The 21,343-nt window shown below is 65.9% G+C and carries 22 protein-coding genes; 8 read left to right on the forward strand and 14 right to left on the reverse strand.

All coding sequences use genetic code 11. From position 1 onward, the window contains the following. Nucleotides 1–39 precede the first annotated feature (39 nt). Complete coding sequence (locus tag XH92_RS11325) at nt 40–1,071, reverse strand: YcjF family protein (protein WP_194459280.1); 1,032 nt, start codon at nt 1,069–1,071, stop codon at nt 40–42. After that, nucleotides 1,068–2,531, reverse strand: a complete 1,464-nt coding sequence (locus XH92_RS11330; RefSeq protein WP_194459281.1) for a YcjX family protein — start codon at nt 2,529–2,531, stop codon at nt 1,068–1,070. The genes XH92_RS11325 and XH92_RS11330 overlap by 4 nt, the downstream gene beginning before the upstream one ends. Nucleotides 2,532–2,728: 197 nt before the next feature. Between XH92_RS11330 and XH92_RS11335 the strand changes: the two genes are divergently transcribed. Further along, complete coding sequence (locus XH92_RS11335; RefSeq protein ID WP_194459282.1) at nt 2,729–3,424, forward strand: hemolysin III family protein; 696 nt, start codon at nt 2,729–2,731, stop codon at nt 3,422–3,424. A 207-nt stretch (nt 3,425–3,631) separates the two neighbouring features. After that, nucleotides 3,632–4,426, forward strand: coding sequence for an SDR family oxidoreductase (locus XH92_RS11340; protein WP_050404122.1), 795 nt, complete (start codon nt 3,632–3,634; stop codon nt 4,424–4,426). Between the two features lie 267 nt (nt 4,427–4,693). On the opposite strand, the gene XH92_RS11345 is transcribed toward XH92_RS11340, so the two are convergent. After that, nucleotides 4,694–5,308, reverse strand: a complete 615-nt coding sequence (locus tag XH92_RS11345; protein WP_246788370.1) for a TetR/AcrR family transcriptional regulator — start codon at nt 5,306–5,308, stop codon at nt 4,694–4,696. A 93-nt stretch (nt 5,309–5,401) separates the two neighbouring features. Between XH92_RS11345 and XH92_RS11350 the strand changes: the two genes are divergently transcribed. Beyond that, nucleotides 5,402–6,943 (forward strand): 4-hydroxyphenylacetate 3-hydroxylase family protein, encoded by a 1,542-nt coding sequence (locus tag XH92_RS11350; protein ID WP_194459284.1) that lies wholly within the window; start codon nt 5,402–5,404, stop codon nt 6,941–6,943. A 278-nt stretch (nt 6,944–7,221) separates the two neighbouring features. Here XH92_RS11350 and mdlC read toward each other — a convergent pair whose 3' ends face one another. From mdlC to XH92_RS11370, 4 genes are all read right to left on the reverse strand, one after another. Further along, nucleotides 7,222–8,850 carry a benzoylformate decarboxylase gene (gene mdlC / locus XH92_RS11355; RefSeq protein WP_194459285.1) on the reverse strand — a complete coding sequence of 543 codons (1,629 nt, stop codon included), beginning with the start codon at nt 8,848–8,850 and terminating at the stop codon, nt 7,222–7,224. A 279-nt stretch (nt 8,851–9,129) separates the two neighbouring features. Then, on the reverse strand, nt 9,130–10,017 hold the full coding sequence (gene blaBJP, locus XH92_RS11360; protein ID WP_194459286.1) for a BJP family subclass B3 metallo-beta-lactamase: 888 nt from the start codon (nt 10,015–10,017) through the stop codon (nt 9,130–9,132). A 119-nt stretch (nt 10,018–10,136) separates the two neighbouring features. Then, nucleotides 10,137–10,520 (reverse strand): tautomerase family protein, encoded by a 384-nt coding sequence (locus tag XH92_RS11365; RefSeq protein ID WP_194459287.1) that lies wholly within the window; start codon nt 10,518–10,520, stop codon nt 10,137–10,139. 109 nt (nt 10,521–10,629) lie between these two features. Further along, the gene (locus XH92_RS11370; RefSeq protein ID WP_194461215.1) at nt 10,630–11,127 is read right to left on the reverse strand and encodes a helix-turn-helix domain-containing protein; all 498 of its coding nucleotides are present in this window, start codon (nt 11,125–11,127) and stop codon (nt 10,630–10,632) included. Between the two features lie 121 nt (nt 11,128–11,248). Here XH92_RS11370 and XH92_RS11375 point away from each other — a divergent pair, with 121 nt between their 5' ends. Genes XH92_RS11375 through XH92_RS11390 form a run of 4 tightly spaced genes read left to right on the forward strand, consistent with a single transcriptional unit; the run spans nt 11,249 to nt 14,257 of the window. Then, the gene (locus tag XH92_RS11375; protein ID WP_194459288.1) at nt 11,249–11,854 is read left to right on the forward strand and encodes a VOC family protein; all 606 of its coding nucleotides are present in this window, start codon (nt 11,249–11,251) and stop codon (nt 11,852–11,854) included. A 58-nt stretch (nt 11,855–11,912) separates the two neighbouring features. Next, nucleotides 11,913–12,563 (forward strand): isochorismatase family cysteine hydrolase, encoded by a 651-nt coding sequence (locus XH92_RS11380; protein ID WP_194459289.1) that lies wholly within the window; start codon nt 11,913–11,915, stop codon nt 12,561–12,563. Next, a complete protein-coding gene (locus tag XH92_RS11385) occupies nt 12,560–13,927 on the forward strand; it encodes an epoxide hydrolase family protein (protein WP_194459290.1) in 1,368 nt (455 codons plus the stop codon). The genes XH92_RS11380 and XH92_RS11385 overlap by 4 nt, the downstream gene beginning before the upstream one ends. Before the next feature lie 36 nt (nt 13,928–13,963). Then, complete coding sequence (locus XH92_RS11390; protein WP_194459291.1) at nt 13,964–14,257, forward strand: putative quinol monooxygenase; 294 nt, start codon at nt 13,964–13,966, stop codon at nt 14,255–14,257. Between the two features lie 18 nt (nt 14,258–14,275). Here the strand turns inward: XH92_RS11390 and XH92_RS11395 are convergent, their stop codons facing one another. The 5 genes from XH92_RS11395 to XH92_RS11415 form a co-directional block, all read right to left on the reverse strand. Further along, entirely contained in the window at nt 14,276–14,467 is a 192-nt protein-coding gene (locus tag XH92_RS11395) for a hypothetical protein (RefSeq protein ID WP_194459292.1), read from the reverse strand. A gap of 66 nt (nt 14,468–14,533) precedes the next feature. Continuing rightward, nucleotides 14,534–15,586, reverse strand: coding sequence for a histidinol-phosphate transaminase (hisC, locus tag XH92_RS11400; RefSeq protein WP_194459293.1), 1,053 nt, complete (start codon nt 15,584–15,586; stop codon nt 14,534–14,536). Nucleotides 15,587–15,690: 104 nt separating this feature from the next. Next, the gene (locus tag XH92_RS11405) at nt 15,691–16,545 is read right to left on the reverse strand and encodes a MaoC family dehydratase N-terminal domain-containing protein (protein ID WP_194459294.1); all 855 of its coding nucleotides are present in this window, start codon (nt 16,543–16,545) and stop codon (nt 15,691–15,693) included. A 25-nt stretch (nt 16,546–16,570) separates the two neighbouring features. Further along, nucleotides 16,571–17,671, reverse strand: a complete 1,101-nt coding sequence (locus tag XH92_RS11410) for a CaiB/BaiF CoA-transferase family protein (RefSeq protein WP_194459295.1) — start codon at nt 17,669–17,671, stop codon at nt 16,571–16,573. Between the two features lie 11 nt (nt 17,672–17,682). Continuing rightward, nucleotides 17,683–18,852, reverse strand: coding sequence for an acyl-CoA dehydrogenase family protein (locus XH92_RS11415; protein ID WP_194459296.1), 1,170 nt, complete (start codon nt 18,850–18,852; stop codon nt 17,683–17,685). Nucleotides 18,853–19,004: 152 nt separating this feature from the next. Between XH92_RS11415 and XH92_RS11420 the strand changes: the two genes are divergently transcribed. Next, a complete protein-coding gene (locus XH92_RS11420) occupies nt 19,005–19,928 on the forward strand; it encodes a LysR substrate-binding domain-containing protein (protein ID WP_194459297.1) in 924 nt (307 codons plus the stop codon). Nucleotides 19,929–20,054: 126 nt separating this feature from the next. On the opposite strand, the gene XH92_RS11425 is transcribed toward XH92_RS11420, so the two are convergent. Beyond that, a complete protein-coding gene (locus tag XH92_RS11425; RefSeq protein ID WP_194459298.1) occupies nt 20,055–20,648 on the reverse strand; it encodes a thiamine pyrophosphate-dependent enzyme in 594 nt (197 codons plus the stop codon). Beyond that, the gene (locus XH92_RS11430; protein ID WP_194459299.1) at nt 20,648–21,208 is read right to left on the reverse strand and encodes a thiamine pyrophosphate-binding protein; all 561 of its coding nucleotides are present in this window, start codon (nt 21,206–21,208) and stop codon (nt 20,648–20,650) included. Before XH92_RS11430 ends, XH92_RS11425 begins: the two co-directional genes overlap by 1 nt. Between the last annotated feature and the right edge of the window lie 135 nt (nt 21,209–21,343).

Raw genomic sequence — 21,343 nt, forward strand, 5'->3', positions numbered from 1 at the left:
GCAACAATGGGCGCCGCTTTGGGCGGAAAATACGTAGAGCTATTCCTCTTCCTCGCGCTTGCGGATCAGGTCTTTCGCCAGATCGGTGAGGGCCGGGCGGGGCAGGGCGTTGAAGGGAAGCGGACGGGTCACGTCGATGGCGGCGAGGCCGAGGCGGGCGGTTAGCAGGCCGTTGAGCATGCCTTCGCCGAGACGTTGCGAGAGTTTTGCCGCGATGCCGTGGCCGAGCATCTGCTGGATCAGGCTGTCACTTGCCGCCATGCCGCCGGTGATCGCCAGATGCGCGATGACGTGGCGCAGCAGGCGGATCATGCCGAGCGCGCCGGGCCGGCCGCCATAGAGCCGCGCCAGCTGGCGGATCATCCGCAAGCTCGCCACGAACACGAACAGCACGTCGAACAGCGCGCGCGGGCTGACCGCGGTGACGACCGAGACGCGCTGCGCTGCCGTCGACACCAGCCGCCGCGCCTCCTCGTCGAGCGGCGTCATCAATTCGCGCTCGGCGAGGCGGATCATGTCGGCGCCGTCGATGATGTCGTCGGTGTGGCTCTGCAGCGCGCTGCGGGCGCGGGCGAGCTGCGGGGTCCGATGCGCAAGCTTGAGCAGGTCGGCAACAACAGCCCGGCTCGCGGCGCGGTCGTCGCTGATCAGCACTTCCGCGGCGCGCAGATGCAGCTTCTCGATGGTCGCAAGCCGCGCCAGGCCGACCAGCTCGCGCGTCGTGACGACGGCCAGCGCCACCGTGGCGATGAGCGCGAGCCCCAGCCCGAGAACGCCGAGACCTTCATTGCGCGCGAACAGATCCTCGACCAGGTTGATGACGCCGAGCCCGCTGCCGAGCACTACGAGGCCCGCGACCGAGCTCCAGAACAGAGTGCCCCAGCGGAAGCCGCGGCGCGCCGGCAGCAGCGGCATATCGACCGGGACCGGGAGCTGTGCGGGTTCGGCCTCCGGCACGATCTGGATCGTGCCGCGGGTGAGGCGGCCGGCCTCGTCCGGATCCATCACGACTACGCCGGGATCGTCGAGCTTGAACGTCGCCGGCCGCCGCGGGGGCGTCTTCTCGTTCATTGCAGTTTGTCTCCGATCAGGAACTGGAGAGCGCGGTCAAGGCGGATGTGAGGCAGCGTCGGCTCCGCATCGCCGTTTCGTTCCAGTTTCGGCGGGCGGAAGCGCAGGAAGCGATAGTCGGCGGCCTCGGCGCCCGAGCTGGAAAGGCCGCGGAATCCGCCGTTGAACAGCTCCTCCGGATTGTCGGGCAGATCGCCGGGAAAGGTCGCGACCTCGGTCTCGCCGTCGAGCCGCTCGCCATTGGCGAACTCGCCCGGCGCCGGTGTGCCGAGGATCGATGGCAGCCGGTCGCGGCCGCGTTGTACCTGCGCCTCGCGCGTGGCGCGCACCGCGGCGAGCGCCACCACGTCGATGGCGGCGCCGGCATATTCGGCGCGCTCGGCGGCCCTGGCCACGATCCGGCGCAGCACGGCCTCCAGCCGGTCGTGGCTCTGGTGGTGCAGATGGTCGGCCTTGGTCGCCGCGAACAGGATGCGGTCGATGCGCGGCCGGAACAGCGTGCTGAGGATCGTGCTGCGGCCGATCCGGAAGCAGTCGAGGATGCCGGCCAGCGCCGCCTCGAGGTCGTGCAGCGCCTCGGGGCCGGCATTGAACGCGGCGAGCGCATCGGCGAGCACGATCTGGCGGTCGAGCCGCGCGAAGTGATCGCGGAAGAATGGTCGCACCACGACGTCCTTGTAGGCCTCGTAGCGCCGCCGCATCATCGCCCACAGCGAGCCGTCGGGCGCGCTGCCGTCCACCGGCACGTCGAGCGGCGCGAAGGTCAGTGCCGGCGTATCGGCGAGGTTGCCCGGCATCAGGAAGCGGCCGGGCGGCAGCAGGCTCATCGCGAAGCGCTCGTCGCGGCAGGCGCGCAGATAATCGGTGAACAATCTTGCTTCGGTGCGCGCGGCCTGCTCGTCCTCCTTGGCCTCAGGCTTCAGCGTTGCCAGATGCGCGTGCCAGGGCGCCGCGAGCTTGGCGCGGAGCGGCTCGCGCGACAAGGCAAGGCTCTCCGCCGACCATTGCTCGTAGCTCTTGTTGAGCAGCGGCAGGTCGAGCAGCCACTCGCCGGGATAGTCGACGATGTCGAGGGTCAGCGTGCGGTCCGCGCCATTTTGCCGCTGATACTCGATCGCGAGCCTGAGCTCGGAGATGTCGGTGGTCGAGTTCGGCCAGCTCCGCTCCTCGATCAGGGTGCGGACATGATTCTCATAGGCAAAGCGCGGCACCGCATCGTCCGGCTGCGGCGCGAGATAGGCGCGTGCGATCCGTCCCGAGCCATAGGCCTCGAATACCGGGAAGCGGCCGCCGCGGGTCAGGCCGTGCACCAGCGCGGTGATGAACACGGTCTTGCCGGCGCGCGACAGGCCGGTGACGCCGAGCCGCACCGTCGGCTTGAGCAAACCCTCGCCATAGTCGAGCAATGCCCGCGCCGAGAGACGCGCTTCCTCGACGATATCTCGAAAACTGGGGGGCATGGAGGGTTAACGATAAACCCGGCAGGAGGGACCCAAAGGGGCGGGCGATCTCCCGCAAGGTGGCGATTATCGGGCCAAAATCAAGCTTCACATTTCCGGCGCCTTTGCAGGCGAGGGATTGCAAGGGGATTGCAAGGGGATTGAACGCATCACGCCACCCGCGCTACCCATAGTCCAACGGCCCCCAGGAAGCCTGCATGACGGTCTTTCGCCTGAAGCAACTTGCCTCGTCCTCGATCCACGCGGCCGGCGCCGCGCTGTGGAACTACGACCGTGCCGAGCTGATCGCCGACGGCGTCGTTCATCTTGTCGGCGTCGCTTTCGGGCTGGTTGCCGCCACCGCGCTGATCGTGCTGACCGCGGTTTATGCCGGCCCGTTCGACGTTGCCGTGGTGTCGGTCTATGTCGCGGGCTTGCTCGCGATGCTGACGCTGTCGGCGACCTATAATCTGTGGCCGGTGTCGCGCGCCAAATGGGTGCTGCGGCGCTTCGACCATTCCGCGATCTATCTGTTGATCGCCGCGACCTATACACCGTTCATCGTGGAACTGAAGGACAGCTATTTCGCGATCGCGCTGCTCGTCGGCGTGTGGTGTGTCGCGATCGTCGGCATCTGGCTGAAGCTGCGCTACCCCGGCCGCTTCGACCGGCTCTCGATCGGGCTCTATCTCGCGATGGGCTGGAGCGGCATCATGCTCTACGACCGCGTCGTGAAGGCGCTGCCGGCGATGGCGCTCGGGTTCGTGCTGGCGGGCGGCATTCTCTACAGCCTGGGGGTGATTTTCCACTCCTGGCGGCGGCTGCGCTTCCAGAACGCGATCTGGCACTGCTTCGTGCTGCTCGGGGCCGCCTGCCACTATACGGCCGTGTTCGACGTCGTGCTGGCGAGCTGAAGTTCTCGCCATCTGCGGCGGATGAGCTATCATGATCCTTGGCTCGCCCGCTCTCTCCCGTCTTCCTGAGGAGCGCGTACGCGCGTCTCGAAGGGTCGACGCCACCAGCCGGGCCGTGCATCCTTCGAGACGCGCTCCTCAGGATGACGGGCGGCGCACACGGTGAGCAAAGCGAAGTGTGCAAGCAAAGATATCGGGAGGATGGCCATGCAGGTGGCAGGTAAAGTCGTGGTGGTCACCGGCGGTGGCAATGGCATTGGCAAGGCGCTGTGCGAGGCGTTCCACGCCGCGGGCGCATCCAAGGTCGTGGTGGTCGACCTCGATCATGCGGCGGCCGAGAAGGTCGCGGCCTCGGTCGGCGGCGCCGCCTTCAAGTGCGATGTCGGGCAGGAGAAGAACATCCTGCACGTGATCGACGAGACCGAGCGCATGTTCGGCCCGATCGCGCTGTTCTGCTCCAATGCCGGCATCGGCGGCGGCTTCGATCCGCTGTCGAAAAATGCCGGCGGCACCTCGGACGAGCCGTGGTCGCGAAGCTGGGCGATCCATGTGATGGCGCATGTCTATGCCGCGCGGCATCTGGTGCCGCGCATGAAGGCGCGCGGCGGCGGTTATTTCCTCAACACGATCTCCGCCGCGGGCCTGTTGTCGCAGGTCGGCAGCCCAGCCTATTCGACCACCAAGCACGCCGCGGTCGGCTTTGCGGAGAACCTCGCTATCTCGCATCGTGCCGACAACATCAAGGTCTCGATCCTCTGCCCGCAAGGCGTCGATACCAACATGCTGCGCTCGATCCCGAAGGGCCCGCAATCCGGCGACGGCGATCTCACGGCGGAGCAGGTCGCGCAGGATGCGCTCAAGGGGATCGAGCAGGAGACCTTCCTGATCCTGCCGCACCCGCAGGTGCTCGGCTACATGCGCAAGAAGACCGAGAACTACGACCGCTGGATCGGCGGCATGGCCAAGATCCAGGCCAAGATGCGGGAGAGTTACGGGAAGTGACTCGCTGGCCAGACTGGCCGCGCATGTCGTTGCGATGTGAGGTGAGCACGCCAGTCAGGCTCCCTCCCCCCTTGCGGGGGAGGGCTGGGGAGAGGGGTAAGCCCCGGGCGAGATGATTGATCGAAGCGTCGCGATGGCAGTCTCGGTCGCGCGCCGTTAAGATTGAAATGAGAGAGCACCCGTGTGGCACCCCTCTCCCTAGCCCTCCCCCGCAAGGGGGGAGGGAACCCTTCCGCCGGTGCCATCCTCACTTGTGTGTGCGCAATCTCACTCCTTCGCGAGTTGCGCGATCCTGTCCCGCAGATAGGCGTCCATCAAATCGGGCGCCGAGGCGCTGAACATCCTGATGCGGCCGGTGTGCAGCAGCAGCAAGAGGCCGGTCGCGTGCGCGAAGCAGTCCACCATCACCGTGTTCGCCTTCTGCCTCGATGTGCCGAGCGCCTCGGCGGCTTCCGCGATCGGATGCAGCGCGGCCTCCAGTGCGGCGTTCAGTTCGTGGTCGCGGTCGTGACCGAGCCCGGCCGGCTTCATGCCGCCGCGGAATAGATAGAAGCCGAGATCGAGATCGCGCGGGTGGTCCGCGTAATAGCGGAAGAACGCCATGCCCGCGGCGTGCAGCTTCTGTTTGGCGCCGCGCGTCGTCACGACCGCCGCGCTGACGGCTTCGCCGAGCGCGGCCAGCGACTGCCGCAGCACCTCGGCATAGATCGCTTCCTTGGAATCGAAGTGGAAGTACAGCGCCGCCGGGGTGTAGCCGGCCCGGGTCGCGATCGCCCGCAGGCTCGCGCCTTCGAGGCCTTCCTCGGCGAATACGCTGCGTGCTGCATCGAGGATCAGCTCCCGCTTGAGGCGGCTGACCGCTTCCTTCCTGCTCTCGCGCATCTGCATGTTCGGGGGCGAATCCGTTCTTGACTCAATTCAAACAGCGTCAGATAATTTAACAGCGTTAGAATAAATGAGCAAGGGAGAAGCGCCATGCTGATGACGGCCGCGGACTACCGGGAATCCCTGCGCCGCTACAAGCCGCGTGTGTTCGTCAACGGCGAGGCGGTGGCGAGCGTCGCTGACGAGCCGTTGCTGGCGCCGGGCGTGGCGGGTGTCGGCGTCACCTACGATTTCGCGCATCGCGCCGAGCACGCGCCGATCATGACGGCGCGGCAGGGCACCTCGGGCAAGACGGTCAACCGCATGCTGCACATCAATGAGAGCTCGCAGGACCTGCTCTACAAGCTCGAGGCGGTGCGGCTGGTGTGCCGGACGTCGGGCTGCGCGCAGCGCTATCTCACCCACGATGCGCTGAACGGTCTCTATCAGGTGACCAGGCTGACCGACGATCGCCATGGCACCGACTACAGCCAGCGCTTCCTCAATTATCTGCACGAGGTGCAGGACCAGGACCTGACGCTCGGCGTCGCCATGACCGATGCCAAGGGCGACCGTTCCAAGCGGCCGGGCCTGCAGGCCAACCCGGACGTCTACGTCCATATCAAGGAGCGCCGCCCCGAAGGCATCGTGATCCGCGGCACCAAGGCGATCGTCACCGGCGCGCCCTACATGCACGAATTCCTGGTCATGCCGTGCCGTACCCATGTGCCCGATGACAGGGATTTTGCGGTCTGTTGCGCCGTGCCGGTCGACGCGCCCGGCGTCACCATCGTCGCGCGCCCGGCGGGCCGGCCCGGCGATGCATCGGCGAAATTCTCGGCGAAGTATGGCCAGTCGGTCGGCGTCGTTGTCTTCGACGACGTGTTCGTGCCGCATGACCGCGTCTTCCTCGCCGGCGAGACCGAGGAGGGCGGTGTCCTCACCACGTTCTACGCCACGCATCACCGCCATTCCTGCATCGGCGCGCGCGCCGGTTTCGGCGATCTGTTGATCGGCGCCGGCGCGCTGATGATCGAGGCCAACGGGCTCGATGCCGAGAAGCACGCCCATATCCGCGAGGCGATGGTCGAACTGATCACCATCACCGAGAGCTTCTATGCCTGCGGCGTCGCCTCCTCGGTCTATTGCACCAGGGATCCGGCCGGCTCGGTGATGCCGGATGCGGTGTTCTCCAACATCGGCAAGCTGCTGCTGGCGACCAAGATCTACGACATGCACCGCGTCGCGCATTACGTCTCCGGCGGCCTGATCGTGGCACTGCCGGGCCCCGACGAGGACCACAATCCGGAGACCCGCGCCTCGCTCGCCGCCGTGATGGGCGGACGGCCGGATATTCCGGCCGAGCAGCGCGCCGAGGTGGCGCGGCTGATCGAGGACCTCACGGTCTCGCACGAAGCCGGCTGGTACTCGGTGATCTCGTTGCACGGCGGCGGCTCGCCGGAAGCGATGAAGCGCGAGATCTGGCGCAACTATCCGGTGATGGAGAAGGCCGAGTTGGTCGAGAATCTGCTCGGCCGCGGCCTTGTCGATGAGGGACAGCGGGTCTCGAAGCAGCCCGGCCGCTGCTGCGCCACCGGCTGCGAGGTGCCGGCGCCGTCAGCGGCCGCGCTGGAGCCCGCGCTCGTCAGGTGAGCACGCTATTCAGGCTCCCTCCCCCCTTGCGGGGGAGGGTTGGGGAGAGGGGTAAGCCCCGGGTGAGATGATTGACGTGAGTCTCGCTTTCGCAATCTCGATCGCGGTACGTTGAGACTTATGCCGAGAGAGCACGTCGTTTGGCACCCCTCTCCCTAGCCCTCCCCCGCAAGGGGGGAGGGAACCCAACCGCGAGCGCGTCCCTTACAATTGCGCCGAAATTGGATTTCTTGCGCAGCTGACTGCTTCGCAAGCGATGATGGCAGTCGCGTTTGCCCTCACCCCTTCTGCGTGTAGAGCAGCGGCACCGCGGAATCCACCATCACCTCGATCAGGCTGGCGCCTTGATGCGAGAGGGCGCGCTTGTAGGCGCCGGGAAGCTCGGCCGATTTCGTCACCCGCATTGCGTCGCAGCCCATGCCTTCGGCGAGCTTGACGAAATCGATGCTGGGCAAATCGAGCCCCGGCACGTTGCGCACCTGCATGACCTGGCTGAATGAACGCATCGCGCCGTAGCCGGAATTGTTCATTATAACGACGGTCAGCGGCAGCTTGCGCTGCGCGGCCGTCCACAGCGCCTGGATCGAATACATCGCCGAGCCGTCGCCGATCAGGCAGACCGTGCGTCCCTCGCGCCGGCCGAGCGCCATGCCGACCGCGGCCGGCAGGCTGTAGCCGAGGCCGCCGCTCGCCATGGTGTAGAAACTGTCCTGGCCGCGCATCGGCATCGCCTTCTGCATCAAGGGGCGATGCGAGGGCACCTCCTCGACCAGCGCGTCATGCGGGCCCATCGCGGCCGAGAGCGCATGCAGCGCGTATTCAGCTGGGATCGGATCGCCGGCCGCGGGTGCCGCCGGCAGGATGCGGCCCGCCGGTGCGGTGCGCTTCGTCTCCGGAAGCATTTCGAGCAGTGCCGACAGTGCCGGCTTCATCGTCGCGACGATGCTGTGGCCGGTCGGCGTCATCGCGGCGGCATCGGGATCGTCGGTGATCTGGAAAATCGGAGTCGAGCCGTCGAAGATCGCGGCATGGCCCTCGACATGGAAGGTGAACACCGGCGCGCCGACCACGACGACGAGATCGTGATCGCGCAGCGCGTCGGACAGCTGGCCCGGTGCGGCATGCAGGAAGCCGGCAAACTGCGGATGCCGCTCGGGGAACGAGCAGCGCGCCGAGAACGGGCTGGCCCAGACCGCGGCCTTCGTCTTCTCGGCGACGTCAACCATGAGATCGACAGCCTCGGCGCGATCGACGGCGGGGCCGACGACGAGGGCAGGGCGCTTGGCCTCGCCGAGCGCTGCCGCCAGCGCCCGCATCGCCGACAGATCGGGGCCGACTTCGCGGCTGACCTGGCGCGCCTCGAGCGGCTGCGTCGCATGCGCCCAGTCGTCGATCGGCACCGAGACGAAGGTCGGCCCGCAGGGCGGCTGCATCGCGACGTAATAAGCGCGCGCGATCGCGGCGGGCACGTCCTCGGCGCGCGCCGGCTCGACTGCGAATTTCACGTAGGGCCGCGGGAATTCGGAGGCGCGCTCGGCGTAGAGGAAGGCCTGCAGCGGCATGATCGAGCGCGCCTGCTGGCCGGCGGTGATCACCAGCGGGGTCTGGTTGCGATAAGCATTGTAGATGTTGCCGAGCGCGTTGCCGACGCCGGCCGCCGAATGCAGGTTGACGAAACCGGCATTGCGCGTCGCGAGCGCATAGCCGTCGGCCATGCCGACGACGGAGGCCTCCTGCAGGCCGAGCACGTAGTCGATGTCGTCGGGCCAGTCGCTCAGGAACGGCAGCTCGGTCGAGCCGGGATTGCCGAACACCTTTTTGATGCCCCACGCGCGCAGGAGGCCGAAGGTGGCGTCCTTGACGGTGACGGTCTTGGCTTTGCCGGCGGCGGGTTTGCGCGAGGACATCGGGCGGCTCCCATTGCTGTCTTGTTGTGTTCCGTCATTGCGGGCGGCAAAAGCGGAAAGGCAATCCACCTGTCGATGGATTGCCTGACGATGTCAAGCCGCCGCGCGCTGATAGTTGCCGCGGCAACGGCTGAGATTTGCATGGGCGCCTATCCCGTCATCCTAGAGGTGCGAGCGGAGCGAGCCTCGAAGGATGAATCGGCCACCAGCCGGGCCGTCGATCCTTCGAGACGCGCTGCGCGCTCCTCAGGATGACGGTATGACCTTTCGCTGCGATCCCTAATTCGCCTTTTGCAGTGCGGCGGTTTGCTTGGCGAGCTGCTTGTCGAAGTCCTGCTCCAGCCCGGCCACGTAGGTGGCGTTTTCGCCTGGCTTGACGAACGGGTTCGGCGCGCCGTCCTTCATCTGGGCGCGCTTGGCCTGCATCTCGTAGACTTCCGGATGCGGTCCGAGCAGCACGTCGACCTTCATCGCCTTGACCTTGGCGAAGGTCGAGCGGTAGTCGTCGACGATGCCGGGATAGGTCGGGTGGCCGACCAGCCGGTTCAGCGCCACCGTTCCGCTGCAGAAGAACAGCACGTTGCGCTGCTGGCCGCCGTCCTTCACCGTCATCTCCCAGCTGGTGCAGCCGGGCGAATGGCCGGGTGTGGTGTGCGCGGTCAGCGTCACGTCGCCAAGCGTCACCTTGTCGCCTTCCTTGACGGTGCGGTCGACCTTGACCGGCGCAAAGGCAAGATCGGCATTGCTCTCGTCGCCCGGATAATAGCCGCCCTCAAGCAGCGGCTTGTCGCGCTCGCCGGCGATCAGCTGCGCGCCGGTCTCCTGCTTGATCTCGGCAAAGCCGCCGGTGTGGTCAAGATGGGCGTGGGTGTTGAGGATGACCTTGATGTCGCCTTCCTTGAATCCGAGCTTGGCGATGTTGTCCTTGATCATGCCGGTCGACTGCTGCATCGCCGTATCCACCAGGATCAGCCCCTGCGACGTCTTGATGATATAGACCGCGATGCCGTCGGTGCCGACGTAATAGATATTGTCGACCAGCTGGAACGGGTCGAACGGCGCGGTCCATTTCTTCATGACAACAGCCATGAAATCCTTCAGCGTCTGTGCCCGCGCACCGGTTGCGATCAGCGCGAGCGCGCACAGCGCGGCTGCGATCGTCCTCATGGTTGCCTCCCTGCTTGTTGTTGTTCGTGCACGGGGAGCACTATGCGTGCTGGCAACGCCGATCGCAAGTCAAGCCACCGGACGGACGACCGTCCGCCCGGCGCAAGCCTGTTCTGCGTTCAGCTCGCGTATTGCGCGATGCCGTTGCCGAACGACCAGTTTTCCTTAGCGACCTCGACGAGGTTGATGAAGATATCGTCCGGACGTCCCTGCAATTGGCTCTGGAAATCGTTCACGATTCGCTTGTAGAACGCCTTCTTCATCTCGACCGTCCGCCCCGCATTCAGCGTGATCTGGATGAAGACGAGATCGTCGCTGTAGCTGTTGCCGAGATAGTTGTCGGCATAGTTGAGGTCGCCGCGGTCATGCTCGGTGATGACCTGAAACTTGTCATTCTCGGGTACGTTGATCACCTCGCGCATCGCCTTGTAGACGATCTCGCCGAGGGTCTTGCGATATTCGGCGGACTTGCCGCGCTTCAGGTCGATACGAACGAATGGCATGGTGGTCTCCTGTGTTGTGCGGGGCTCGGCCGGATCGGCCCCGTGTGATCGAGACGCTGCGGTGCGAAGGCTCTCGCGTTGTCCGCTTGCGCCGGCGGCGTCGGGGGATTCAGCGGGTCGCCTTGAAGGCCTCCCAGCGCGCATCGCGCTCTCTTTGGTATTTGGGCGTCCGTTCGCCCACCAGGTCGGCGCGACGGACCGGCTCGCCACAGGACTCGCAGACCGGACCGAGCCCGGCCGGCTTGCCGCAGACGAGATGGGTGTAGTTCATTGCGCGGCCTTCCCGCGGTGACTTGCACCAGGTCTCGCCCCAGGCGCGCAGCGCCATCAACACCGGAAAGAACGCTTCGCCCTTCTCGGTGAGGTGATACTCGTGGCGCAACGGGCGCTGGTTGTAGACGTGCCGCGTCACCAGCCCGTCCGCTTCCAGCTTCTTCAGCCGTGCCGTGATCATCTGCGGCGTGCCGCCGGACTGCGCCTGGATCTCCTCGAAGCGATGATTCCGCGCGAACAGTTCGCGCAGAACCAGTACTGTCCAGCGGTCGCCCACGACGGTCTCGGCGCGAGCGACAGGACACAGCGTTTGGTCAGCCGTGTTGTCCTTCATTTTGGTCATCACGTTTTCTTCATCAGGCTTGTTACTATGATTTTCATAGTAATATGGCCCGGCATCGTCGCAAATGCAATGGGCCGTTGATAGCCCGGTCTGCATCACCAAGGAGCGAGCCATGACCACCGAACAGGGGCCGACAGCGGCCAAAGTCGATTTGAAGCTCGAAGTCGTCGTCATTCCGGTCTCGGATGTCGACCGCGCCAAGCGCTTCTACCAGGACCTGGGCTGGCGGCTCGATGCCGACTTCGTCAGGCCCGACGGTTCGCGCGCCCTGCAACTGACGCCGCCGGGCTCGCCGACCTCGATCCATCTCGGCTCGGGGCCTGCGCTGCCGCGCTTCCTGATCGTCAACGATATCGAAGCGGCGCGCGCCGAGCTGATCGCGCGCGGCGCCGATGTCAGCGAGGTGTTTCACCGCGGCGCGGAAGGCCGCATCAAGGGGCCGGATCCGGAGCGGCCGAGCTACGGGTCGCTCGCCACCTTCAACGATCCCGACGGAAACGTCTGGCTGCTGCAGCAGGTGACGCAACGCCTGCCCGGGCGGGTCGACGGCAACAGCACGAATTTCTCCTCATCGGCCGATCTCGCCGCCGCACTGCGCCGCGCGGCTACGGCCCATGGCGAGCACGAGAAGCGGACCGGTGGCCACGATGCGAACTGGCCCGATTGGTATGCCGAGTACATCATGCGCGAGCAAACCGGCAAGCCGCTGCCGGAGTGAACGGGAGCGCGTCATTGAAGCAAACCCAACCGGACGCCTGATGGCCAAGGAGCGATCGATGTCTGAGATCATCTATCCACGCGAGCGAACCGCGCTGCTTCTCGTCGATCCCTACAATGATTTCCTCTCCGAGGGCGGCATGGTCTTCCCGCGCATCAAGCCGATCGCCGACGGGGTCGGGCTGCTCGACAATCTGCGCCGGCTCGACGGCGCGGTCCGGGCCGCCGGCATCCAGGTGGTGATCGTCCCGCACCGCCGCTGGGAGCCCGGCGACTATGAGGATTGGGATCATCCCAACCCGACCCAGCACTTGATCATGCAGCGCCACAGCTTTGCGCGCGGCGAATGGGGCGGGGATTGGCATCCGGACTTTGCGCCCAAGCCCGGTGACCTGGTCGCCGGGGAGCATTGGGGGCAGAGCGGGTTCGCCAACACCAATCTCGATTTCCTGCTCAAGCAGAAGGGCATCACCCATGTGATCGTGGTCGGACTGCTGGCCAACACCTGCATCGAATCGACCGCCCGCTTCGCGATGGAGCTCGGCTACCACGTGACGCTGGTGCGCGATGCCACCGCCGCCTTCTCGCACGACATGATGCACGCCGCTCACGAGCTGAATGGTCCGACTTACGCTCATGCCATCCTGACAACCACGGAGGTGATCGCGGCATTGCCGGCGGCCTCTCGTTCCAAGGAGACAGTCAAATGACCACGACATCGAAGACGCCAGCTGCAATCGCAATGGGCCAATCGACCGAGGAGGCCATCGACCAAACCCGGCGCAGGCTGCTGACAGGCGCGGCGCTGGGCCTGGCTGCTGCCGGTGCGGCCAGCCTGTTCCCCGCGCATCCCGCTACGGCGGCAGAGAATGATGCGATCCGGCCATTCCGCATCAACATCCCCGAGGAAGACCTTGTCGACCTTCGCCGCCGCCTGGCCGCGACCCGATGGTCCGACAAGGAGACCGTGAATGACGACTCCCAGGGCGTTCCGCAGGCGATGCTGCGCGATCTCGTCCGCTACTGGCAAACCGATTACGACTGGCGGAAGGTAGAGGCGCGGCTCAACGCGCTGCCGCAGTTCATCACCGAAATCGACGGGCTGGACATCCATTTCATTCACGTTCGTTCGAAGCACGACAATGCATTGCCCCTGATCGTCACGCATGGCTGGCCGGGTTCGGTCATCGAGCAGATGAAGATCATCGACCCCCTGACCGATCCCACCGCACATGGCGGCAGCGCGTCGGATGCGTTCCATCTCGTGATCCCGTCGATGCCGGGCTACGGCTTCTCCGGCAAGCCGACCACGGTCGGCTGGGATCCCCAGCGTATCGCGCGGGCCTGGGTTCAATTGATGAAGCGGCTCGGCTACGGCAAGTTCGTGGCGCAGGGCGGCGACTGGGGTTCGCCGGTCTCCAATGAAATGGCCAAGCTGGGTGCGCCGGAACTGCTCGGCATCCACGTCAATCTGCCCGGTGTCGTTCCGCCCGAGGTCATCAAGGCGGTCAGCACCGGCGGCCCTGCGCCGGACAACATGTCCGCGGAGGAGCAGCACGCCTTCGACCAGCTCAAGCTTCAATTCGCGAAGCGGCGCGCCTACGCGCAGATCATGGGTACGCGCCCGCAGTCGCTCGCGGCCTTTGCGGATTCGCCGGCCGGCCTTGCCGCCTGGCTGCTCGATCACGGCGACGGCTATGCCCAGCCGGCCTCCGCGATGCAATCAGCCGTGCTCGGGCGCGACGTCAACGGGCATTCCGCCGGCGCACTGACCCGTGACGACGTGCTCGACAACATTACGCTCTACTGGCTGACCAACACGGCGATCTCGTCGGGGCGCCTGTACTGGGAGAACAAGACCAACCTCTATCTGCCCGCCAATGTCACGATCCCGGCCGCCGTGACCGCGTTTCCCGGCGAGAGCTTTGTGGCGCCGCGGAGCTGGGCGGAAAAGGCCTACCACAGACTGATCTACTTCCATCAGGCCGAAGCCGGCGGCCACTTCGCTGCATGGGAGCAGCCGGACATCTTCAGCCGAGAGGTTCGGGACGCGTTTCGGCCGCTGCGCAGCTGATCTGAACATTCAAAGGAACCGAAAGGAGTATTCATCATGCCGAAACTCGCACTCATCGCCACCGTCGAGGTCGCGCCGGAGAAGCGCGATCAGGTGCTGGCGCTGCTGTCGGCGCATGGCGCCCGGTCGCTCAGGGATGAACCGGGCACGCTGCACTTCGACATCCTGGTGCCGCGCGAGGATGCCGCGAAGCTCCTGATCTACGAGGTCTACCAGGATGACGCCGCGTTCGAGGCGCATCGCAACGCGCGCTCGATCGCGCAGTTTCGCGAGGAGTCCGCAGGGCTCGGCATCAGGATATCTGCGACCCGGTGCACGCCCGCCGCGTAAGCCTGACCGCTAGCGGCGTCACGCCCGGTTGAGGCTGGCGCCGCGCTCGGACAACAGCTTTTCGGCCTTCGGCGTCAGTTCGTAGAGATCGCCGTCCTTGGCGACGTACCCCTCCCTGATCAGCCGGTCGACCTCGCCTTGCACGTCGTCGGCAAAGGCAATGGATTGCGCGATGTCGCAGAGAACCGCGACCTGTTCATCTCTAAGCATGGCGTCCTCCGTCACGGCGGGGAACGCGCAGGCCGGCGTTCGGTTCCAGCGGTGGCCGAAACCGGATCAGGCCATCTGACGCAGCAGGCCGATCAGGCGGCCGCATTCATCGTCCGTGCCGACCGTGATGCGCAGGAAATCCTCGATCCGCGGCCTCTGGAAATGCCGCACCAGGACGCCGCGCTCCCGCAGTTTTGCGGCGAGATCGGCGCCACGGTGGCCGGGATGACGGGCGAATACGAAATTCGCAAGCGACGGCAGCACCTCGAAGCCGAGCTCAGCGAGGCCGCGGGTGAGCGCCTCGCGACTCCCAATGATGCGTTGCCGGGTCTCCTCGAACCACGCGTCGTCCGCGATCGCGGCGACCGCGCCTGCGATCGCGAAGCAATCCAGCGGATAGGAGTTGAAGCTGTCCTTGACGCGCTCCAGTGCCTCGATCAACGGGCGTTGGCCGATCGCGAAGCCGACGCGCAGTCCCGCCAGCGCGCGCGACTTGGACAGTGTCTGGATGACAAGCAGATTGTCGTGGCGCGCGACCAGCGGCACCGCGCTCTCGGCGCCGAAATCGACATAGGCCTCGTCGACCACCACGAGGCGGTCGGGATGCTCGGTCGCCAGTGCCTCGATCGCGGCGCGCGGCAGCGCGATGCCGGTCGGCGCGTTGGGATTGCACAGCAGGATGGCACTGCCCGGCCGCCGGTAGTCGGCAAGCTGTATCCGCATCGCGGCATCGAGCGGGATCGCCTCGTAGCCGACACCATAGAGGCGGCAGTAGACCGGGTAGAAGCTGTAGGTGATGTCGGGGAACAGTAGCGGCGCGTCATGCTTCAGCAGCGCCGGGAAGGCGTGGGCCAGCACCTCGTCCGAGCCGTTGCCGACGAACACTTCGTCCGCCGTGACGCCATAGCGCGTCGCGATCGCCGCGCGCAGGGCGGTTGCGCGCGGATCCGGATAGAGCCGCAGCCGATCGGTGGTCGCGGCGATCGCCGCCACCGCGCGCGGTGACGGCGGGTAGGGATTCTCGTTGGTGTTGAGCTTGATGAGGCCGTCGATCTTCGGCTGCTCGCCGGGCACGTAGGGCGACAGATTGTGGACGACCGAACTCCAGAAGCGACTCATGATCCCGTGATCCGTGGACGAATGCGATCACAATACGGAATACGAGGCGCTGATGAAAGCGCCTCGTTGTCCCGTCGCATTCCGATGTGGGTCGCGCTCGCGACCTACCAGGTCGCCGTGCCCTTCATGGTCGGCTGGCCCTCGGCATTCGCGGTCCACAGCTCCATGCCGCCATCCTTGTCGTTGGCATTGATCGAGAACTCGCTGCCCTCGAACAGCGGCTGCACGCCGCGATAGCTGAGCTTCTTCGGCGGCCTGCCGCCACGCAGTTTCGCGGCGAGCTCGACGATGAAGGAAGCCTGCAACGGGCCGTGGAAGATCAGGCCCGGATAGCCCTCGACCTTGGTGACGTAGTCGCGATCGTAGTGGATGCGGTGACCGTTGAAGGTCAGCGCCGAGTAACGGAACAGCAGCACCGGATCGGAGACATGGCTTTCGCGATGCTGCGCGACCGGGGGAGGCGGCGGCGCCTTGGCGGGCGCTGCAGCCTGTGTGCTCGTCATCTCGCGATAGACGATGTCCTGCCGCTCGCGGACCGCAAGCCCGCGCGAGGTCGTCACCTCGTGATTGACCGAGACGAAGCACAGCGTGCCGGTCGAGCCCGATTTCACCGTGACGTCGGCGATCTTCGAGGTCCGCTTGGCGTCGTCGCCGATGCGCAAGGCGTCGAAGAATTCGAGCTCGCCGCCGGCCCACATCCGGCGCGGCAGCGGCACCGGCGGCAGGAAGCCGCCGCGGGTCGGATGGCCGTCGGGGCCGAGCTGCGACATCGGAAACACCGGCTGCGCCAGGCACCAATGCGTGGTCCACGGTGCGGCATCGCCGGCCTTCGGCTCGCCGATCTCCTGGAACAACGTCGCGCGCAGGCCCATCACGAGATACTTCGTGACGACGTCGGAGGCCTCCGTGGTCTTGCCGATCCACTGGCGGAGATGATCGAGGTCGAGTTTATCGGTCATGATATTTGCCCGGGCAGGAGGGATCTCAGGATCGTTTGATGCGCTCGCCGATCGCGGGCACCTTGCCGTAGTGCCTGTTCTCGCCGACCACGATCGCGGCCGGCGCCGGATAGCTGACCTTGCCGTTCGGCGTGTCGACCTCGATGCGGCGCAGATGCGGATGCTTGGCAAGGTCGTCCATGCTGTTGACCTCGGCGAACGCAATGTCGGCCTCGGCGAGCTTGGCCAGCAAGTCCTCGCGCGTCAGTCTGCCAAAACTGTCGCTGACGATTCCGTCGGTCAGCGCGCGATTGCGCACGCGCTCGACCATGTTGGCAAAGCGCGGATCGTCGGGCAGGCCCGGCTGGCCCAGCACCTTGGCGCACAGCGTCTTCCACTCGCGCTCGCTCTGGATCGAGATCAGGATCTCCTTGCCGTCCCTGGAGCGGAACACGCCGTAGGGCGCGATCGAGGGATGGGCGAGGCCGATCCGCTTCGGCGACTTGCCATCCTCGGCATTGAGCAGCGGCACGGTGAGCCAGTCGGCCATCACGTCGAACATCGAGATCCGGATGTCGGCACCCTCTCCGGTGCGGCCGCGCCCGATCAGTGCTTCGAGGATCGCGGCATGCGCGGTGGCGCCGGTCGCCACGTCGACGATCGACATGCCGACGCGCGAGGCGCCCTCGGGGCCGCCGGTGATCGAGGCAAGCCCGCTTTCGGCCTGGATCAGGAGGTCATAGGCCTTGCGGTCGGCGTACGGGCCGGTGTCGCCATAGCCGGTGATGGTGCACATGATCAGCTTCGGATAGGCCTTGCGCAGCCGCTCGCGTGAGAAGCCGAGCTTGTCCATCGAACCCGGCTTCAAATTCTGCAGCAGCACGTCGGCGCCCGCGATCAGCTCCTCGAGTTGCGCGCGGCCTTCCTTGGTGGCGAGGTCGACCACCGCGGAATCCTTGCCGCGGTTGAGCCAGACGAAATAGCTGCTCTGGCCCTTCGCCGCGGCGTCGTAGCCGCGGGCGAAATCGCCCTCCGGCCGCTCGATCTTGATGACATGAGCGCCGGCGTCCGCCAAGCGTGACGAGCAGAACGGCGCGGCAACCGCCTGTTCGACGGCAACGACGGTCAATCCCTCAAGCGGCAGCATGGTCAAGCAACTCAGTAGGAGCGGGGCATGCCGAGCACGTGCTCGGCGACGAAGGACAGGATCAGATTGGTCGAGATCGGTGCCACCTGGTAGAGCCGGGTCTCGCGGAATTTGCGCTCGACGTCGTACTCCTCGGCGAAGCCGAAGCCGCCATGGGTCTGCACGCAGGCGTTGGCCGCTTCCCAGGACGCATCCGCCGCCAGCATCTTGGCCATGTTGGCCTCTGCGCCGCAGTCGAGGCCGGCTTCATATTTGCGGGTGGCTTCCTTCACCATCAGTTCGGCCGCGCGCATCGAGGCGTAGGCTTTCGCGATCGGGAACTGGATGCCCTGATTTTGGCCGATCGGCCGGCCGAACACGCTGCGCTCCTTGGCGTAATTGGTGGCCTTCTGGATGAACCACTTCGCATCGCCGACGCATTCGGCCGCGATCAGGATGCGTTCGGCATTCATGCCGGACAGGATGTAGCGGAAGCCCTTGCCTTCCTCGCCGATCAGGTTCTCCGCCGGCACCTTCATGTCGGTGAAGAACACTTCGGTCGTGGCGTGGTTCATCATGGTGCGGATCGGGCGAATCTCGAGGCCCTTGCCCTTCACCTCGCGCATGTCGACGATGAAGACCGAGAGCCCGTCGGTGCGCTTCCTGGATTGCTCCTTCGGCGTGGTGCGCGCCAAGAGGATCATCAGGTCGGAATATTCGGCGCGGCTGGTCCAGATCTTCTGGCCGTTGACGACGTAGTGGTCGCCATCGCGGCGCGCGAAGGTCTTCAGCGACGAGGTATCGGTGCCGCTGGTCGGCTCGGTGACGCCGAACGCCTGCAGCCGCAATTCGCCGGTCGCGACCTTCGGCAGATATTTCGCTTTTTGCGCGTCGTTGCCGTGCCGCAGCACGGTGCCCATCGTGTACATCTGGGCGTGGCAGCCGCCGCCGTTGCAGCCGGCGCGCTGGATCTCTTCCAGGATCGCCGCCGCCGCCGACAGCTTCAGGCCCGCGCCGCCATATTCCTCGGGGATCAGCACCGAGAGATAGCCGGCCTCCGTCAGCGCATCGACGAACTCCTTCGGATAGGCCATCTGGCGATCAAGCTTGCGCCAGTATTCGCCGGGAAACTGCGCGCAGAGCTTTGCGACGGCGTCGCGGATGTCGGAATGGTCGTCGGTGTGCTGTTCTTGTGCGGTCATGATTTCGTCTTGCCGAGAGGTTGCGCCAGGGCGTTTTCGGGCGAACTGGAAATTCGTTCGCGTGAAGAAAACGCCCGCTGTTGTGGGGCCCCGGTAAACTCCCTATGCTGTTTTGTTATAGCGTATGAACCTGCCTTCCAGGATTGGCAAGTATGGATTTCCGCCAGCTTAGGACCTTTGCGTGCGTCGCGGAACTCGGGAGTCTGAGCAAGGCGTCCGATACCTTGCGGGTCGCGCAGCCGGCGCTGAGCCGGCAGATCAAGCTGCTGGAGCACGAGCTGCGGACCGAATTGTTCACGCGCAACGGCCGAGGCATGGTGCTGACCGATGCCGGCCGGCTGCTGCTGGCGCGCACCGGCGGTATCGTGCGGCAGATCGACCAGATCCGCGACGACATCCAGTCCGCGGGCGGCGCGCCGTCCGGGCGCGTGGTGCTCGGGCTGGTGCCGACGGTGAGCTGCGTGATCTCGGCGCGGCTGGCGCGGCGCACGGTGGAACGCTATCCCGGCATCTCGCTCTGCATCGTCGAGAGCTACAGCGGCCATCTGATCGAATGGCTGCATCGCGGCGAGATGGACCTTGCGGTGATCTACGGCCCGTCGGTCGATCTGCACCTTGCGGTGCAGAGCCTCGGCCGTGATAGCATCGTCGCGGTCGGCCCGCGCGGCAGCGGGCTGAAGCAGAAGAAGCAGGTCGATATCGGCTGGCTGCTGCGCCAGCGCCTGGTGCTTCCAAGTCATTCGCACGGGCTCCGCGCCATGATCGAGCATGCGGCGGCGAAGAAGAAGGTCACGCTCGACGTCAAGCTGGAGGCGGATTCGTTCCGGGTGCTGACGAGTTTGGTCGAGGAGGGGCTCGGATACACCATGCTGCCGCCGTCCTCGGTGCGCGGCGAGGTCGCGGAGGGAAGGCTGGAGACCGCGCCGATCGCGCGGCCGGCCCCGCGGCGCGAGCTGACCCTGGCTTCCCCGGTCGAGCATCCCGGCTCCAATGCCATCACCCTGATCGCCAAATTGCTGCGCGACGAGGTCGCTGCGTGCCGCGCCGAGGGGCTCTGGGATATCCAGCTCGCCTGAGCGCGGCTGCAGTTGCTTCCGTCATTGCGAGCGAAGCGAAGCAATCCATCGCGCGGCATGCGCGGTGACATGGATTGCTTCGTCGCTGTCGCTCCTCGCAATGACGGCGGTGCGTGCATAATGATCTCAGCTCACGGCGAAGCCGAGATGGCCGCGGAAGCGGTTCTTCAGGTAGGTGCCGTCGCGCGGCGGCAGCGCGCGCTCGACTTCGCCGGCTGCGATGCGGATCCGCGCCAGCCGCGGGCCGCCGCCGAGATCGTGCATATCAGCGCGGAAGCATTCGATGCCGGCCATGTCGGCGATATCGGAAACGTTGCGGATGCCTGCGCCGCTTGCGATCACCTCCAGCTTCGCGCCGAGGCCGGAGTGGCTGAGCTGCATACCGGTCTCGCCGAAATGGCCGTTGTCGAGCACCGCGATCGAGAGATTGCCGGGCTGCTTGGTGGCGATGGTCAAGAGGCTGCCGATCCCCATCAACTGCTCGCCGTCGCCGGTGACGACCAGCACCGGGCGCTTCGGCTGCGCCAGCGCGAGGCCGAGCCCGACCATCGCGGCGCCGCCCATCGCGCCCCAGAGATAGAAATTGCTCGCATGGTCGCCGGCATCGAACACGTCGTAGGACGAGGAGCCGAGCCCGGAGATCACGAGCAGGTCGCCGCGGTCGGCGAGCAAGGCCTTCACGGCGACGCGGCGGTCGAGAGTGCCTGTTGGTGCCGACATCAATGCGTCTCCCTGGTCCACTTCTTGCGGCCGATCATGCGCTGCGAGATCAAGACGGCGACCTGCTGGTCGCCGTCATAGGCGAGCGAGGCGGCGGCCGAGATCACCTCCTCGGCGTCGTCGGGGTTGTCGAGCCGCAAGACGGTGGTGCCCATGATCTCGAAGGCCTGCGGCGTCGCGCGGCCCATCGGGATCTGCCAGGGATTGAACTCGGCCCATTCGCCGCGCATCGTCACCAGCGTGAGCAGCGGAAAGCGGCAGCTTGCCATCAGCGACAGCATGTTGACGCAGTTGCCGACACCGCTCGATTGCATCAGCAGCACCGCGCGGTCGCCGCCGAGCCAGGCGCCGGCGGAAAGCGCCACGCCCTCTTCCTCGGTGGTCAGCACCGTGGTCTTGATGTCGGCATCGGCGTGCGACAGCTTGATCAGCTTGGAATGCCCCGCGTCGGGGACGTAGGACACCTGCGCGACGCCAAAGCTCTTGAGCGTGCGGTAGATCGCGATCGGCCAGTCGGTGCTGGTCGCGCTATCCTGGTGAACGGCAATCTGGTCCATCATGGCCTCGGTACTGGACCCGCAGTGGCGCGTCCTCATTGAAGCCTTAGCGCGTTAGGACATTTAACTCCCGTCGCATCTGTGTCGCGCAGCTATGCCAGAATTGTATATCCCGTCATTGCGAGCCAACGGGTCGCG

It is taken from the genome of Bradyrhizobium sp. CCBAU 53421, from assembly GCF_015291625.1.
In the GTDB taxonomy this organism is placed as follows: Bacteria; Pseudomonadota; Alphaproteobacteria; order Rhizobiales; family Xanthobacteraceae; genus Bradyrhizobium.